This window comes from Gordonia sp. i37 (assembly GCF_002043085.1).
GTDB lineage: Bacteria > Actinomycetota > Actinomycetes > Mycobacteriales > Mycobacteriaceae > Gordonia > Gordonia polyisoprenivorans.
In genome coordinates this window covers 1-15274 of the sequence record NZ_MVPX01000253.1, presented here as the reverse complement: position 1 = coordinate 15274, position 15274 = coordinate 1, and the positions used below count along the sequence as shown (strand labels likewise).

At 67.1% G+C, this 15274-nt stretch carries 19 protein-coding genes and 1 tRNA gene; 15 read left to right on the top strand and 5 right to left on the bottom strand.

Going from position 1 to position 15274, the window contains the following annotated elements; genetic code table 11:
- The first annotated feature begins 41 nt into the window (after positions 1-41).
- The 11 genes from B1964_RS11955 to B1964_RS11905 all read left to right on the top strand — a co-directional run bounded on the left by B1964_RS11955 (position 42) and on the right by B1964_RS11905 (position 9908).
- Positions 42-1805: a CTP synthase gene (locus B1964_RS11955; protein WP_172398821.1), complete on the top strand. Its 1764-nt coding sequence runs from the start codon at positions 42-44 to the stop codon at positions 1803-1805.
- On the top strand, positions 1802-2461 hold the full coding sequence (locus tag B1964_RS11950) for an NUDIX hydrolase (protein WP_079929890.1): 660 nt from the start codon (positions 1802-1804) through the stop codon (positions 2459-2461). The genes B1964_RS11955 and B1964_RS11950 overlap by 4 nt, the downstream gene beginning before the upstream one ends.
- Positions 2462-2520: 59 nt before the next feature.
- Positions 2521-3450, top strand: coding sequence for a site-specific tyrosine recombinase XerD (gene xerD, locus B1964_RS11945; protein WP_079929889.1), 930 nt, complete (start codon positions 2521-2523; stop codon positions 3448-3450).
- A 129-nt stretch (positions 3451-3579) separates the two neighbouring features.
- Positions 3580-4545 (top strand): ParA family protein, encoded by a 966-nt coding sequence (locus tag B1964_RS11940; protein WP_079929888.1) that lies wholly within the window; start codon positions 3580-3582, stop codon positions 4543-4545.
- A complete protein-coding gene (locus tag B1964_RS11935) occupies positions 4542-5396 on the top strand; it encodes a ScpA family protein (protein WP_079929887.1) in 855 nt (284 codons plus the stop codon). The genes B1964_RS11940 and B1964_RS11935 overlap by 4 nt, the downstream gene beginning before the upstream one ends.
- Positions 5393-6211, top strand: a complete 819-nt coding sequence (gene scpB, locus B1964_RS11930; protein ID WP_079929886.1) for an SMC-Scp complex subunit ScpB — start codon at positions 5393-5395, stop codon at positions 6209-6211. The genes B1964_RS11935 and scpB overlap by 4 nt, the downstream gene beginning before the upstream one ends.
- Before the next feature lie 3 nt (positions 6212-6214).
- Positions 6215-7294 (top strand): pseudouridine synthase, encoded by a 1080-nt coding sequence (locus tag B1964_RS11925; protein WP_079929885.1) that lies wholly within the window; start codon positions 6215-6217, stop codon positions 7292-7294.
- A complete protein-coding gene (cmk, locus tag B1964_RS11920) occupies positions 7291-7974 on the top strand; it encodes a (d)CMP kinase (protein ID WP_079929884.1) in 684 nt (227 codons plus the stop codon). The genes B1964_RS11925 and cmk overlap by 4 nt, the downstream gene beginning before the upstream one ends.
- Positions 7971-9428 carry a ribosome biogenesis GTPase Der gene (gene der / locus B1964_RS11915; RefSeq protein WP_079929883.1) on the top strand — a complete coding sequence of 486 codons (1458 nt, stop codon included), beginning with the start codon at positions 7971-7973 and terminating at the stop codon, positions 9426-9428. Before cmk ends, der begins: the two co-directional genes overlap by 4 nt.
- A 47-nt stretch (positions 9429-9475) precedes the next feature.
- Positions 9476-9742, top strand: coding sequence for a GlsB/YeaQ/YmgE family stress response membrane protein (locus B1964_RS11910; RefSeq protein WP_079929882.1), 267 nt, complete (start codon positions 9476-9478; stop codon positions 9740-9742).
- A gap of 92 nt (positions 9743-9834) precedes the next feature.
- Positions 9835-9908: transfer RNA gene (locus B1964_RS11905), tRNA-Pro, on the top strand.
- A gap of 28 nt (positions 9909-9936) precedes the next feature.
- Here B1964_RS11905 and B1964_RS11900 read toward each other — a convergent pair.
- From B1964_RS11900 to B1964_RS11890, 3 genes are read right to left on the bottom strand one after another with little or no spacing between them, the layout of a single operon-like run.
- The gene (locus B1964_RS11900) at positions 9937-11193 is read right to left on the bottom strand and encodes a sigma-70 family RNA polymerase sigma factor (RefSeq protein ID WP_079929881.1); all 1257 of its coding nucleotides are present in this window, start codon (positions 11191-11193) and stop codon (positions 9937-9939) included.
- Positions 11190-11648, bottom strand: coding sequence for a YciI family protein (locus tag B1964_RS11895; protein WP_196813416.1), 459 nt, complete (start codon positions 11646-11648; stop codon positions 11190-11192). The genes B1964_RS11900 and B1964_RS11895 overlap by 4 nt, the downstream gene beginning before the upstream one ends.
- Positions 11591-12274 carry a DUF998 domain-containing protein gene (locus B1964_RS11890; RefSeq protein WP_079929880.1) on the bottom strand — a complete coding sequence of 228 codons (684 nt, stop codon included), beginning with the start codon at positions 12272-12274 and terminating at the stop codon, positions 11591-11593. Before B1964_RS11890 ends, B1964_RS11895 begins: the two co-directional genes overlap by 58 nt.
- A gap of 236 nt (positions 12275-12510) precedes the next feature.
- Here B1964_RS11890 and B1964_RS30995 point away from each other — a divergent pair, with 236 nt between their 5' ends.
- Complete coding sequence (locus B1964_RS30995; protein WP_253193968.1) at positions 12511-12708, top strand: hypothetical protein; 198 nt, start codon at positions 12511-12513, stop codon at positions 12706-12708.
- The gene (locus B1964_RS11885) at positions 12669-12989 is read left to right on the top strand and encodes a hypothetical protein (RefSeq protein ID WP_253193967.1); all 321 of its coding nucleotides are present in this window, start codon (positions 12669-12671) and stop codon (positions 12987-12989) included. Before B1964_RS30995 ends, B1964_RS11885 begins: the two co-directional genes overlap by 40 nt.
- A gap of 58 nt (positions 12990-13047) precedes the next feature.
- Here the strand turns inward: B1964_RS11885 and B1964_RS11880 are convergent, their stop codons facing one another.
- A complete protein-coding gene (locus B1964_RS11880) occupies positions 13048-13626 on the bottom strand; it encodes a TetR/AcrR family transcriptional regulator (RefSeq protein WP_079929879.1) in 579 nt (192 codons plus the stop codon).
- Positions 13627-13701: 75 nt separating this feature from the next.
- Between B1964_RS11880 and B1964_RS11875 the strand changes: the two genes are divergently transcribed.
- The gene (locus tag B1964_RS11875; RefSeq protein WP_172398820.1) at positions 13702-14109 is read left to right on the top strand and encodes a VOC family protein; all 408 of its coding nucleotides are present in this window, start codon (positions 13702-13704) and stop codon (positions 14107-14109) included.
- A gap of 70 nt (positions 14110-14179) precedes the next feature.
- Complete coding sequence (locus B1964_RS11870) at positions 14180-14572, top strand: PPOX class F420-dependent oxidoreductase (RefSeq protein ID WP_079929878.1); 393 nt, start codon at positions 14180-14182, stop codon at positions 14570-14572.
- Positions 14573-14604: 32 nt separating this feature from the next.
- Here B1964_RS11870 and B1964_RS11865 read toward each other — a convergent pair.
- On the bottom strand, positions 14605-15274 hold a 670-nt coding region (locus B1964_RS11865; RefSeq protein WP_079929877.1), incomplete at its 5' end, for a DUF1684 domain-containing protein.

Genomic DNA, 15274 nt, shown 5'->3' with positions numbered 1-15274 from the left:
CAGGCTTTCATGACCTGATCCGGCCGACGGGAGAAACGGTTTTGCGACCACTGCGCGTTCATACGGGCACCAAACATATTTTCGTGACGGGCGGAGTCGCCTCGTCCCTGGGTAAGGGCTTGACCGCCTCGAGTCTCGGTCAGCTCCTCACGGCCCGCGGTCTGCGGGTCACCATGCAGAAGCTCGACCCGTATCTCAACGTTGATCCGGGAACGATGAATCCGTTCCAGCACGGTGAGGTCTTCGTCACCGAGGACGGCGCGGAAACCGATCTCGACGTCGGGCATTACGAGCGCTTCCTCGACCGCAACCTGTCGCAGTCGGCGAATGTGACCACCGGACAGGTGTATTCGAGCGTCATCGCCAAGGAACGACGCGGCGAGTACCTCGGCGAGACGGTGCAGGTGATCCCGCACATCACCGACGAACTCAAGTCGCGGGTCCTCGCGATGCGTGAGCCCGGCGACGACGGCGAGGCACCCGATGTGGTGATCACCGAGATCGGTGGCACCGTCGGTGACATCGAGTCGTTGCCGTTCATCGAGGCCGCCCGCCAGATCCGCCACGACGTGGGGCGCGACAACGTGTTCTTCCTGCACGTGTCGCTGGTGCCCTACCTCGCGCCGTCGGGTGAGCTCAAGACCAAACCCACCCAGCACTCGGTGGCCGCGCTGCGCAACGTCGGCATCCAGCCCGATGCGCTCATCCTGCGGTGCGACCGCGACGTCCCCGAAGGTCTCAAGAAGAAGATCGCGCTCATGTGCGACGTCGACATCGAAGGCGTCATCTCCACACCCGACGCGCCGTCGATCTACGACATCCCCAAGGTGCTGCACAGCGAGCAACTCGACGCCTACGTGGTCCGCAAACTCGGTCTGCCCTTCCGCGACGTGGACTGGACCGAATGGGGTGAGCTGCTCAACCGGGTGCACGAGCCCCGGGAGACCGTGCGAATCGCGTTGGTGGGCAAGTACGTCGACCTCCCCGACGCCTACCTGTCGGTGACCGAGGCGATCCGGGCCGGCGGTTTCGCGTGGCGTGCGCGCACCGAGATCAAGTGGGTGCCGTCGGACGAGTGCGCCACATCGCAGGGTGCGCAGGCCGCGCTCTCCGACGTCGACGGCGTCCTCATCCCGGGAGGCTTCGGGATCCGCGGCATCGAGGGCAAGGTCGGCGCGATCAGCTATGCCCGCCGTCGCGGTATCCCACTCCTCGGGCTGTGCCTGGGCTTGCAGTGCATCGTCATCGAGGCGGCGCGCTCGGTGGGACTCGACCATGCCAGTTCCGACGAATTCGACCCGGACACACCACATCCGGTGATCTCGACGATGGCCGACCAGCACGATGCGGTCGCCGGCGAGGCGGATCTGGGCGGAACGATGCGTCTGGGTGCCTATCCGGCAACTCTGAAAGAGGGTTCGGTGGTCGCCAAGGCCTACGGCACCACCGAGGTCTCCGAACGTCACCGTCACCGCTACGAGGTGAACAACACCTACCGCGACACCATCGCCGAGTCCGGGCTGGTGTTCTCCGGGACCTCGCCCGACGGGCATCTCGTCGAATTCGTCGAGTACCCGCCCGAGGTGCACCCGTTCCTGGTGGCCACCCAGGCCCACCCGGAGCTGAAGAGCCGGCCGACGCGCCCGCACCCGCTGTTCCGCGCGTTCATCGACGCGGCTCTGAAATACAAAGCGGCCGAACGGCTTCCGGTGGACCTCGGTGACTACGACGCGCCGCATGCCGAGAATGACGTGTCCGAGGTCGCGACCGCCGGGGCAGTCGACGCCGGAGGCGATCGCGCTTGAGCGACACCGCTTCCGACGGCGCCGGAACCCACGACTTCGGGGTTCGTGGTTCACGCCTGGTGTACGACGGAGCGATCCTCGCGTTGCGGGTCGACGAGGTCGTCATGCCCGGTGGCCGAACCGCCGAGCGTGAGGTCGTCGAGCATTTCGGGGCCGTGGCCGTCGTGGCGCGTGACGAGCAGCGTCGGATCGCGATGGTCCGCCAATACCGGCATCCGATCGGACACCGCCTGCTCGAATTGCCTGCCGGGCTCCTCGATCAGGACGCGACGGAAACGGCGGTGGACGCCGCCCGACGCGAACTGGCCGAGGAAACCGACCTCGCTGCCGATCGGTGGCAGGTGCTGGTCGATCTGGATCTGTCGCCGGGTTTCACCGACGAGGCGCTACGCCTCTACCTCGCCGAGGGGTTGCACGCGCTCACCGCGGCCGAGCGCAGCGATGAGGAAGCCGACATGTCGATCGAGTGGATCGCCACCGATGATGCGGTCCGCCAGGTGTTCGACGGTGACATCGTGAATGCGACCAGCGTCGCGGGCATCCTGGCCGTCGCGGCGGCCGATCGGGGTGAGGTCACGTTGCGGCCGGTGGAGGCACCCTGGCGCGACGAGCCGAGTGCTTTCCGCGCCCGACGGGAGCGCGGCGCGCGCCGGTAGGCGCCGACCGGCGGCCACGCCGGGAGTCGGGGAGTGCGGATCGGAAGCGAGGAGTCGGCATGACCGAGCAGGTGGGCATCGACGTGGCGATCACCCGCTATCTCGATCATCTGACCGTCGAACGTGGCGTTGCGGCGAACACACTGAGCTCCTATGGTCGCGACCTCGGACGCTATCGGCAGTACCTGCGTGCACGGAAGATCGACGATCTCGCCGACGTGGCCGAAGCCGATGTCCGTGAGTTCCTCGTCGCGTTGCGCAGGGGTGCCCCCGAATCCGGGGAACGGCCGCTCGCGGAGAGTTCGGTGGCGCGAACCCTGGTGGCCACCAGAGGTTTTCACAAGTTCGCCGCGGCGGAGGGGCTGGTCGCCGACGACGTCGCCCACGCGGTTCGCCCGCCGAGCCCGGCTCGCCGGCTACCCAAGGCGTTGTCGGTGAGCGACGTCGAACGCATCCTGGACGCCTCCGGAGCCCCCGATCACGCACGCGCGCTCCGTGATCGAGCACTCCTGGAGCTCCTCTATAGTTGCGGCGCACGCATCTCCGAGGCCACCGGGCTCGATCTCGACGACATCGACACCGACACCCGGGCGGTGCGGTTACGCGGCAAGGGCGGCAAGGAGCGGGTGGTGCCCGTCGGCGGGCCGGCCGTCGATGCTCTCGAGGCATACCTGGTACGCGGACGCCCGACGCTCGTGCGTAGATCGACCGCGGCACTGTTCCTCAACGCCCGCGGGGGCCGGCTCACCCGACAGGGTGCCTGGCAGGTGTTGGCGGCGGCGGCCGAACGTGCCGGACTCGAGGGCGCGGTGTCGCCGCACACCCTGCGGCACAGTTTCGCCACCCATCTCCTCGACGGCGGAGCCGATGTTCGCGTGGTCCAGGAACTGTTGGGGCATGCGTCGGTGACGACGACACAGGTCTACACGCTGGTGACGGTGAACACGATGCGCGAGGTGTACGCGACCGCGCACCCACGGGCGCGGTGACGCGGTCGGCGACGAACGCTCATGGTTGCGGCGATGCTCCACGGGATCGTCGGCGCGACCCACTAGGCTTTGGTGGAGGTCCGGGCCGAAACGGCCGGGCCGAGACGACAGAAAGGGGGCTGCGCAGCGGTGAGTATCTCGAGCACCCGGCGACCCAGCGCCCACTTCGACGACCAGTACCGTCTCGAGGTTCCCAGCGGCGCGGACATCGACGAGACCGATCACCGCACCGCACGGGTCCAGGCCGACGATCAGATCGGTCCCACCGGTCGTCCCTACCGTCCCGTTCCCGAACCGACCCAGCTCGATCGGCACGGACCGGCGACGGTCATCGCGGTCTGTAACCAGAAGGGCGGGGTCGGCAAGACCACCTCCACGATCAATCTGGGTGCGGCCCTCGCCGAGTACGGCCGCCGCGTGCTGCTGGTCGACCTCGACCCGCAGGGTGCGCTGTCCGCGGGATTGGGTGTGCCGCATCACGAACTCGACGAGACCGTCTACAACCTGCTCGTGCCGCCGCACGCGCCCACCGACGAGGTGTTGATGCGTACCCGGGTCGACGGGCTGGACCTGTTGCCCAGCAACATCGACCTCTCGGCCGCCGAGATCCAGCTGGTCACCGAGGTCGGCCGCGAACAGGCTCTGGCCCGTGCGCTGCATCCGGTCCTCGATCGTTACGACGTCGTGCTCATCGACTGTCAGCCGTCGCTGGGTCTGCTCACCGTCAACGCCCTGGCCTGCGCCGACACGGTGCTGATCCCGATGGAGTGCGAGTACTTCAGCCTGCGTGGACTGGCGTTGCTCACCGACACCATCGAGAAGGTCCACGACCGCCTCAACATGCGTCTCGACGTCGGCGGAATCCTGGTGACCATGTTCGATGCGCGCACCCTGCATTCCCGAGAGGTGATGGCGCGGGTCGTCGAGGTGTTCGGCGACAAGGTGTACGACACCGTCATCGCGCGCACCGTCCGCTTCCCGGAAACCAGTGTGGCCGGCGAACCGATCACCTCGTGGGCGCCGAAGTCTGCTGGAGCACAGGCTTATCGGGCTCTGGCTCGAGAGGTCATCGCACGCAACGTCAAGCAGGCATGAGCGAACCGAGCGACGTCGGCGGGGCAGATGCTGCTCCCGACTCGGCACCGGCTGAGCCGGACGGTGGTTTTCGCGTACGTTTGGCGAACTTCGAAGGCCCCTTCGACCTGCTGCTCAACCTGATCAGTCAGCATCGCCTCGACGTGACCGAGGTGGCGCTGCACGAGGTGACCGACGACTTCATCGCCTACACCCGGGAGATGGGCCCGGAGTTGGGGTTGGAGCAGACCACCGAATTCCTCGTGGTGGCCGCGACGCTGCTCGATCTCAAGGCCGCCCGGCTGTTGCCGTCCGGGGAGGTCGACGATCCCGAGGACCTCGCGCTGCTCGAGGCACGCGACCTCTTGTTCGCCCGGCTCCTGCAATACCGTGCGTACAAGCAGGTGGCGGCACTGTTCGGTGAGTTGGAAGCCGCTGCACTGCAACGGTATCCGCGTGCGGTATCGCTGGAGGAGCGGTACGCCGATCTGCTGCCCGAGGTGACGTTGGGTGTCACGCCCGGAGGGTTCGCCGAGGTCGCCGCGGCGGCGTTGCGACCGCGGCCGATTCCGACCGTGGGGCTCGACCACCTGCACGACTCACACCAGGTGTCGGTCCCGGCACAGGCGCAACGGATGGCGGGACTGCTCGCCGACAGTGCACCCGGCGACGGGCTGACCTTCGGTCAGCTCGTTGCCGGCTGCGCCAACGCGCTGGAGGTGGTCGGCAGTTTCCTGGCGTTGCTCGAACTGTTCCGGGAACGCGCGATCACGTTCTCCCAACCCGAGGCGCTCGGTGACCTGCGGGTGCTGTGGTCGGGGGAGCGAGAACTCGACGATCTGAGTTTCGACAAGGCAGAGGACTACGGATGACCGAGCCGCACGACGCACCATCTCCCGAGCGGGCAGTCGACGACCAGGGACACAGGGACCAGGAACTCGAGGACCAGGGACACGGGGGCCACACACCCGAGGGCACCTCCGAGCCCGGGCAGGGCGCCCTCGACGTCGCCACCGACGAGACCGTCGACGACGCGGAACTTCGCTCCGCACTGGAGGCCCTGCTGCTCGTCGTCGACACACCGGTGACCTCCGACGAACTGGCGAACGCGATCGGCGTCGAGGCGCTGCGGGTCCGGGAGATGCTCAACGAGATGTCGGCGGAGCTGACCTCGGCGCACAGCGGAATCGATCTGCGCTTCGCCGGGGACGGCTGGCGGTACTACACCCGAGCCGACTACGCACCCTACGTCGAGCGACTGCTGCTCGACGGTGCGCGCTCGAAACTGACCCGGGCGGCGCTGGAAACCCTGGCGGTGATCGCCTACCGGCAGCCCGTCTCGCGGGCGCGGGTCAGCGCGATCCGCGGCGTCAACGTCGACGGTGTCATCCGCACCCTGGTGGCGCGCGGACTGATCAACGAGGTCGGAACCGATCCGCAGACCACCGCCACCACTTACGGCACCACCGAATTGTTCCTCGAACGACTCGGCCTCGCCTCACTGGAGGAACTGCCCGATCTCGCACCCCTGCTGCCCGACGTCGACCTCATCGACGACCTCGACGAGGAACTCAACTCCGATCCCCGATTCGCCAAACTCGCGGGTAAAGCGTCAGACTCAGAGGGGGCACCCGACGGCACATCGCCGATCGGCGTCGCCGACGACGACCTCGAGAATCAGGACTGAGATATGGCAACCGCTGGCCGGGACGGCACACCGGGACGACGCAGGACAGACAAGAACAGCAAGACCGACAAGAACGGTAGGGCGGACAGAAACGCCACACCGCGCGGCAAGGCCACCGGCGACGGTTCGCGGGCAGGCAAGGCCGCGAGCGGTCAGCGCGGCGGCAAGCCTGCGGGCAAGGGCGCCGGCGCCGCGGGTGCCCAGCAGCCGGCACACGCCAAGAAGCGGCACCGCAAGGGAAGTTCACAACCCGATGTGAAGGCCGGTCGGATCCGGCTCAACAATGCCCGGCCCGCACGCCACCAGGGCCCCACACCCGACGTCGAGGAACAGGGTGCCACCTATGTCGCCGACGGGGTGCGCCTGCAAAAGGTGCTCGCGCAGGCCGGTGTGGCCTCGCGGCGCGGCGCCGAGGAGCTCATCGCCGCCGGGCGTGTCGAGGTCGACGGCGAGATCGTCACCGAGCAGGGTCTGCGGATCAATCCCGACACCGCGATCATCCGGGTCGACGGCGCCCGGGTCATCATGGACGAGACACGTCAGTACCTCGCGCTGAACAAGCCCAAGGGATGGCAGTCCACCATGTCCGACGACCAGGGGCGCCCCTGTGTCGGCGACATCGTCGCCGAGCGGGTCATGTCGGGTCAGCGACTCTTCCACGTCGGCCGGCTCGATGCCGACACCGAAGGTCTGTTGTTGCTCACCAACGACGGTGAACTAGCCAACCGCCTCATGCATCCGTCCTACGAGGTGCCCAAGACCTATCTGGCCTGGGTGCGCGGTGAGGTGCCCCGGTCGCTGGTGCGCACGCTGCGTGACGGGGTCGAACTCGACGACGGGCCGGTCGCCGTCGACGGCTTCACCATCCTCGGTGTGCACCAGGGCGAGTCCCAGGTCCGAATCGTGTTGCACGAGGGCAGAAATCGGATCGTCCGTCGGCTGATGGAGGAAGTCGGTTTCCCGGTGCAGGCGCTGGTGCGGACCCACATCGGCACGGTGGCCCTCGGCGAACAGCGTCCGGGAAGTCTGCGGGTACTCGGGCGCGATGAGATCGGTGCGCTGTACAAGGCGGTCGGCCTGTGAACGGCGGTGTGATCGCGATCGACGGCCCCGCCGGAACCGGCAAGTCGAGCGTGTCGAAGTTGTTGGCGCACAAGGTCGGCGCGCACTATCTCGACACCGGCGCAATGTATCGCGCGGCCACCCTCGCGGTGCAGCGGGCCGGGGTGGATCCCGCCGACGCGGATGCGGTTGCCGCAACCGTCGACGCCGCCGATATCGCCTTGCGTCCGAACGGAGACGGCTCATCGCGGGTGTTCCTCGACGGTGAGGACGTCAGCGGTCCGATCCGCTCCGATGCGGTCACCGCCGCCGTCTCCGCGGTGTCGGCGGTCCCGGCCGTGCGAACCAAACTCGTTGCGCTGCAACGCCGCCAGGCCGAATCGGAGCTGCTGGTGGTCGAGGGTCGAGACATCGGCACCGTGGTGTTCCCCGACGCCGCGATCAAGATCTTTCTCACCGCATCACCCGAGGCGCGGGCCGAACGCCGGCACCGCCAGAACCTCGCCGCGGGTCGGCCCAGCGACCATGTCGAGGTCCTTGCCGCGGTGAACCGACGCGATCATCTCGACTCGACCCGTGCGGTGTCCCCGCTGCGGCAGGCCAACGATGCGGTGCTGGTGGACACCAGCGACATGACCCTGGACCAGGTTCTCGACCGGTTGGTCGAACTGGTCCGCGCACGGATCGGAGTTGCCTCGTGACCGACACATCCGACGCCCCCGGTGGCACGGCCGACGCGCTCGCCCTGCCGGGCGACGGCACCTGGAGCGACGAAACCGAGTGGGATCTCGGCGACTTCGACGACATCGAGGAGTTCGGTGAGGCCGAACGGGTCCCCGAGGTGGCCATCGTCGGTCGCCCGAACGTCGGCAAGTCAACTCTCGTGAACCGTATCCTCGGCCGCCGCGAGGCCGTCGTCGAGGACATCCCCGGCGTTACTCGTGACCGCGTCTCGTATTCGGCGACGTGGTCGGGCCGCCGGTTCACCGTCGTCGACACCGGCGGCTGGGAACCGGATGCGAAGGGCCTTCAGCAAGCGGTGGCGGCGCAGGCCGAACTCGCGATGCGTACGGCCGACGTGATCGTGCTCGTCGTCGACGGGACCGTCGGGGCCACCACGACAGACGAGGCCGTCGCCCGCACGCTGCGCCGATCGAAGACCCCGGTCATCCTGGTGGCCAACAAGATCGACAGCGAGCGACAGGAGGCCGAGGCGGCCTCACTGTGGTCGCTGGGACTCGGTGAGCCACACCCGGTGTCGGCGGCGCACGGGCGGGGCGCCGGCGATGTCCTCGACGTCATCCTCGAGCGGTTGCCGCATACGCCGCGGGAGGACGCCGGTGTCCGGCTCGGCGGGCCACGCCGGGTCGCGCTCGTCGGGAAACCGAACGTCGGCAAGAGTTCGCTGCTGAACAAGCTCGCCGGGTCGCAACGCTCGGTGGTCGACAATGTTGCCGGCACCACCGTTGATCCGGTGGACGAGCTGATCCAACTCGACGGCAAGATGTGGCAATTCGTCGACACCGCGGGTCTGCGGCGCAAGGTCCGCACGGCCAGCGGTCACGAGTACTACGCTTCGCTGCGGACGCGGTCGGCGCTCGACGCCGCCGAGGTGGCGATTCTGTTGATCGATGCCTCCGAGCCCATCACCGAGCAGGACCTGCGTGTGCTGTCGATGATCATCGACTCCGGTCGGGCGCTGGTGATCGCGTTCAACAAGTGGGATCTGGTCGATGAGGACCGTCGGTACACCCTCGACAAGGAGATCGACCGGGAACTCGCCCGGGTGCCGTGGGCGCGGCGGGTCAACATCTCGGCGATGACGGGCCGAGCCGTGCAGAAGCTGGTGCCTGCGCTCGAAGGCGCCCTCGACTCGTGGGACAAGCGGATTTCGACAGGGCCGCTGAACAATTGGCTCAAGGAGGTCATCGCGGCCACCCCGCCGCCGCTGCGCGGCGGACGCCAACCTCGGGTCATGTTTGCCACCCAGGCCGCGGTACGGCCACCCACATTCGTGTTGTTCACCACCGGATTCCTCGAGGCCGGCTATCGCCGCTTCCTGGAGCGCAGACTGCGCGAGCAGTTCAATTTCGATGGTTCGCCGGTGCGGATCAACGTGCGGGTGCGCGACAAGAGGGATCGCCGCAAACGCTGACCAGTCGGGTCCGAGATCGCCGGATTGCCCTGTGACATACTCCTTTCGTGCTCATCTTGGCAATCATCGTGTTCGGAATGGTCATCGGCGCTCTCGCCCAACTGCTCATCGGCGGCAAGAACATGTGGAACATCGACTGGGGTCTCGCGATCGTCGCGGGTCTGGTCGGATCGTTCGTCGGTGGACTCCTGATCAGCTTGATCTCGGGTGACGGGATCAACTTCCGCCCCAGCGGGATCATCGGGTCGTTGATCGGCGCACTGATCGTCACCGGCGGTTGGGTCTGGTACAAGAATCGCTCTGCCGCTTCCTGATCAGTGCCCTGACCAGCCGATTGGCTCCTCGGGTGGATCGTCGGCTAGTCTCATCTACGCCTTGATGACGAGAGCTTCTCGGATCAGGGCAACGGGCTGTGGCGCAGTTTGGTAGCGCACTTGACTGGGGGTCAAGTGGTCGCAGGTTCAAATCCTGTCAGCCCGACGCAAAGGCCCCGGTGAGAATCGATATCTCACCGGGGCTTCGTCGTGTCCGAGGGTCGTCGCCGCGCCCGTTGCGACAGGTACCGGATCTCGGTCTCGTTCTGGGTCAGTTCGGCCGCCGCGAGGAAGTCGGTGCGGGCGTCCGCCGCATCTCCTGCCGTATCGAGGAGGTGGGCCCGGATCGCGTGCGCTCGCTGACGAGTGAGCGGATGCTGCAGGAGCCCGTGCTCTTGATCGAGTCGATCCAGCAGTTCCAGCGCGGGTCGGGTGCCATAGGCGTGGGCCACGGCGACGATGCGGGAGAGCATGACGGGCCCCGCGGGCTCGACGTGTTCGAGGGCGAGGTAGAGGGCGGCGATCTGCTGCCAGTCGGTGTGCGCGGGGGTCGGTGCGGTGGCGTGGAGCGCGGCGATCGCGGCTTGTAGCCGGTAGGCCCCGATGCTTCCCTCGCGCCAGGCCGAGCGGGCGAGTTCGGTCCCCTCCGCGATCATCGCATGATCCCACCGGCTGCGGTCCTGCTGTGCGAGCGGAATGAGATCGCCATCCGGCGTCGACCGGCTCGCGCGGCGCGAATCGGTCAAGAGCATGAGCGCGAGAAGCCCGGTGGATTCCACGTGCTCCGGCACCAGTTCGTGCAGGAGTCGGGTGAGGCGGATGGCCTCGGCGGTCAGGTCGGTGCGAGTGAGAGATCGACCGGCCGTGGCCGTATACCCCTCGTTGAAGATGAGGTACAGAACACGCATGACGGCGGAGATACGCTCCTCCACGTCGTTGTCGGCGGTGGCCTCGAAGCGCGCACCGCTCTTGCGTATCCGTTGTTTCGCGCGACTGATGCGCACCGCCATCGTCTGTTCGGTGACGCCATACGCGTGCGCGATCTCGGAGGTTGTGAGCCCGCCGACGGCGCGGAGGGTCAGCGCGACGCGCGATCCGAACGACAGTGACGAGTGACAGCAGAGCATCAGCAGGTTCAGGCTGTCGTCCTGGTCGGATACGGGAGAACGCTCGGGCAGCGTCTCGGCGAGGACGTACTGGTCTTCTCGCCGACGAGCGGCCGACTCGGCGCGCAGCCCATCGACCATGCGGCGGTAGGCAACCCGGATGAGCCATCCGCGGGGGTGCTCCGGGATCGAGTCGGCAGCCCATTGCCGGCTCGCCGCGACGAGAGCGTCCTGCGTGGCCTCCTCCGCGAGATCGAAATGACCGAACCGTCGAACCAGGGCACCGAGGACCTGCGGCGCCTCTCGGCGCAGCAGGTCCTCGATCGCGGTCGATCCATTCGTCACGCGAAATCGTCACCCATGATCGGGCGGATCTCCATCGGTTCACCCAGGAGATCGACCATCCTGGCCACGATGTCCCGAGCACGCTCCAGACCGGAGACGTCGATGACGGCGAAAGACGCGAGCACCTCTTTCAGTTCCGCGAACGGGCCGTCGGTGATGACAATGCCCTTGCCACTCCTGCGCACCGTCGTGGACATCGCCGGGTGGCCGAGCCCCTCTGTGCTCACGAACTCACCTGTCGCGCGGAGCTCGGCCTCGAACTTCTGATAGGCGGCGAACGCCTCCAGCGCGTCGTCCGTGGGGGCATCCGAGGTGGCCACATCCCAACTCTCGCTCGGGGTATAGCCCAGGATGAGGAACTTCATCGTCGTGATCTCCTTGCCTCGAACCAAGGTCTTCATGCTAACGATCGGCTCGAACCGCGGCGGAGCAAGCGGATCGCCGTCGCGCTGCACCATCCGAAGGCGAAGAGGCCGGTAACGGCGACCTGGATGCCGGCGACTTCGGGAACGACCGGAAGGAGCAATGTCAGCGCCACGACGGCATTGCCCACCGCGGAGAGCGACCGGCGTTCGCGGATCGATCGCACGAACGCGATCACGGCGGCGAGGGCGATCGCGGTGAACCCGACGATGGCCGCAACGATGTGCACCAGTGCGTGCCAGGTCGTCTCGGCCGCGGGACCATCAGGCGTGCCCACAGGGAAGCCGTGCGAGGGGTCCTGCGGGAAGATGCCCGCCGCGATGAAGCCCACTCCCGCCACAGCAATGAACAGCGGAAGCGCGGCCCGGCCGATGCCCGTGGTCACGAGGATGCGGTGGCCGACGGCCAGGCAGAGCAGCCCGAGCCCGGCGAGAACGAAGGTGAGCATCTGAACCCAGCCCCACTGTCCTGTCGAGAGCTGACTGATGGGATGGATCCGGAGATCGAATCCTTCGCGCGTGGCCATCTGCGCGAGGGCAGACAGATAGAAGAGGGGGCCGGCGGCGGCCCCGGCGACGAGCATTGCGGACACATGCGGTCTCAGGTCCGCGAACCCCGCTCGGGGAGTCGCTGCGGGGACGGCGTGATGCAAGGTCATGGTGGTCTCCTGTGGTCGACGAGGTGCGTTGCACGGATACCTCGGAGCCCACCGCCGATTCTTGACATCGCCGATTCTTGACGTCGCCGATTCTTGACGTCCGCCAATCCCTGGTGTCCGACTGAATGTCTTTCGCGGGACTGCTGTGCGTGCCGCCGATGTTCATTCCGCGCCTCTGGGCTCCGAGGTATCAGGTGAACGCGACCCGCCGGGTCGCTCTCGGAAGGAGAACACCCATGAACGACAACCCGCTTGCAGACGTTACGGCCGAGCAGATCGATGCCTACGGTCTCGACGGCGCCCCAACTGCCAGCGAGGCTGTCGCCGCGCTCAACCGCCTGGTCGGCGAGTGGACCGTGACAGGAGGGCCGAAGGCATCGTCCGCTACGAGTGGATGCCGGGGCGCTTCTTTCGTTTCCAGCACGTTGCGCTGACGCAGTTCGGTCAGGAGATCAGCGGCGTCGAGGTCATCGGCAACCTCCATCCGTTCGGCGAGCCGGTGCAGTCCGATGTCGTGTCACGGTTCTACGACTCGATGGGCAACACCTTCGACTACGTGTACGAACTCGACGGGGACACGCTCACGATCTGGGCCGGCGCCAGGAACGGTCCGGCGTATTTCCGCGGCTCCTTCGGCGACGACGATCGGGTGCTCGACGGCGCCTGGGTCTACCCCGGCGATGGCGGCTACGCGTCGGTGATGACGCGTCGGTGACCGCACCGGAGTCATGGCCGAGTGCTGGCGCACCAGCCATCGGGAACCTGCGACGCTGTCACGAGAGATAGGCGGCGAGTAGCCGGTTGAGAGCCGAATGTGCTTGGGCGCGAGCCACATCGGTATTCGCGTGTTGGGCGATCCAGAGGGCGGTTTCGTTCATGGCGCCGGACAGTTGTGCGGTGGTCGCGTCGAGCAGCTCCTCGTCGACGCCGGCCGCACGCAGGGCATCGCGCAGGTGTGCTGCGGAATTCTCGGCGTCGAGCCGACGCCACTCCTGCCAGCCGACCACCGACGGGGCGTCGATGAGCAGGATTCGTACCGCGGTGCCGGACGTGATCGCGTCGAGGAATGCGTGTGATCCGACGCGGAGTTGGTCGCCGGGGTCTGCACCGGCCGCCTGTGCTGCTTGTACGACCGCATCGGCGACGCGCACCTGCAGCCGTGCGGCGACAGCGCCGAACAGTCCGGCCTTGTTCCGGTAGTGGTGATAAACCGCCCCGCGCGTGACGCCTGCGGCGCCGGCGACATCGTCAAGTGAGACGTCGGCGAAACCTCGTGACGAGAACAGTTCGGTTGCCGAGTCGAGAACGCGCTGGGCGGTCTGAGCGGCGTCGGCCGCGGAGGCGCGGGGCATGGTCTCTTCCTTTACGTGCGGTGCGTATGTATTCTGATCTCGTTACATACTCACTGTACGTAAAGGGGAGTTCTCTTGTCAGCCACCAGTTTCTATCCCGTCCTCATGTCGCGCGACGTCGGCGCCGCGGCATCCTTTTATCGCGAACTCCTCGGGTTCGAGACGACGTTCGAGTCCGACTGGTACGTCAGTCTGAGATTGGGGGCCTTCGAGGTGGCCGTCCTGGCTCATGATCACGCCACGATCCCCGAGGGGTACGGAGCGCTCCCGCGAGGGGTGATCGTGAACCTCGAGGTCGACGATATCGACGCGGTCCACCGCAGCCTGGCGGCTGATCCGGACATCGAGATCGTCATGGGCCTCAGGGACGAGGACTTCGGGCAACGGCATTTCATCCTCGCCGCACCCGACGGTGTCCTTCTCGACGTCATCCAGCCGCTGCCACCGAGTGCCGAGTACGCCGACGCCTATGCGTCGGCGTAGCGGTGACACGATGGATCGGTGAGACGACAGGTGGCTGACACGACAGCCCCCGCGACGAAGCGAGGAATCCATGACGCTGCCCGATGATCTTGTTGCCCTGCTGCGCCGACCCACACCGTGCCATGTCGCGACGATCATGCCCGACGGGTCGCCGCAGCTCACCCAGACGTGGGTCGACACGGACGGCGAGCACGTTCTCGTCAACACGGTGCAGGGGTTCCAGAAGGAGAAGAACATTCAGCGTGATCCGCGGGTGTCGATCAACGTCTCCGATCCCGACAACCCCGCGCGGTACTTCGAGATCCGGGGCCGTGTGATCGGGTCGACCACCGACGGGGGAGCCGAGCACATCGAGGCGTTGTCGCAGAAATACCTCGGAGCGCCGTATCCCTGGTTCGGAGGACGCGACCAAACCCGCATCATCCTCACCATCGACGCAGACAAGATCCACGGAGTCGGCTGAGAAGTCTGGGCCCTGAGCTGTCTGTGCAGGTGTCACCGGCGCTCGTGGGGGATCTTCTCGCCGGCGGTCACGTCGAACGGCAGAGTGTTGCCGGCCGGCGGCAGGGGGCAGGTCGCGAAGTCGATGAACGCGCACGGCAGGTTCGTCGCCCGGTTGAAGTCGATGATGACCTCGCCTCCACGTCGCACCACCTCGTCGTCGGCCTCGATGGCCACGCTGCGGTTGGCCGCGTACGTGGTTACCCCGGAGGTGCCGTCGGTGAACAGCACGGTCAGGCCACCGGCCTTGCCGTTGAATGCGATGAGGCGATGGTCGGCGCCGTCGCGGGTCAGGACGAGCTCGCCGGGCGAGACGTAGACGTGCGCAAGCCCCTCGGCCACGGCACCCACGGTCACCGGGCGGGGTGTCGAGTAGGGCTCGAAGGTGGCCGACAGCGCCCAGGACGGGTCGGGCTCATAGGTGGGCACTCCTCGGAAATCGCGGACGGGGGGCGCATTCTCGTCATGCACGCGGATCAGATAGCCGTCGCCGCGGCGCGCGACTTCGATGTGCACACCGTTGAGTTCGACGATCTCGCCGGCTCCTGTCGCATCGAGGTCGAAGTCGCGGGCCGCGAATGTCTCGCCGCCGTCGGGTCGAAGGTGGCCGGTTGCGCCGTCGTACCACCAGGTGCCGGGAAGCCCGTCGAATCGGGTCGGCTCC

Bases quoted from the DNA above. Each gene is read 5' to 3' on its own strand.
- B1964_RS11870 (WP_079929878.1), top strand. From the start codon at position 14,180: ATGACGCTGCCCGATGATCTTGTTGCCCTGCTGCGCCGACCCACACCG.
- scpB (WP_079929886.1), top strand. From the start codon at position 5,393: ATGACCGAGCCGCACGACGCACCATCTCCCGAGCGGGCAGTCGACGAC.
- B1964_RS11885 (WP_253193967.1), top strand. From the start codon at position 12,669: ATGCCGGGGCGCTTCTTTCGTTTCCAGCACGTTGCGCTGACGCAGTTC.
- xerD (WP_079929889.1), top strand. From the start codon at position 2,521: ATGACCGAGCAGGTGGGCATCGACGTGGCGATCACCCGCTATCTCGAT.
- B1964_RS11880 (WP_079929879.1), bottom strand. From the start codon at position 13,626: ATGCCCCGCGCCTCCGCGGCCGACGCCGCTCAGACCGCCCAGCGCGTT.
- B1964_RS11890 (WP_079929880.1), bottom strand. From the start codon at position 12,274: ATGACCTTGCATCACGCCGTCCCCGCAGCGACTCCCCGAGCGGGGTTC.
- B1964_RS11925 (WP_079929885.1), top strand. From the start codon at position 6,215: ATGGCAACCGCTGGCCGGGACGGCACACCGGGACGACGCAGGACAGAC.
- B1964_RS30995 (WP_253193968.1), top strand. From the start codon at position 12,511: ATGAACGACAACCCGCTTGCAGACGTTACGGCCGAGCAGATCGATGCC.
- B1964_RS11935 (WP_079929887.1), top strand. From the start codon at position 4,542: ATGAGCGAACCGAGCGACGTCGGCGGGGCAGATGCTGCTCCCGACTCG.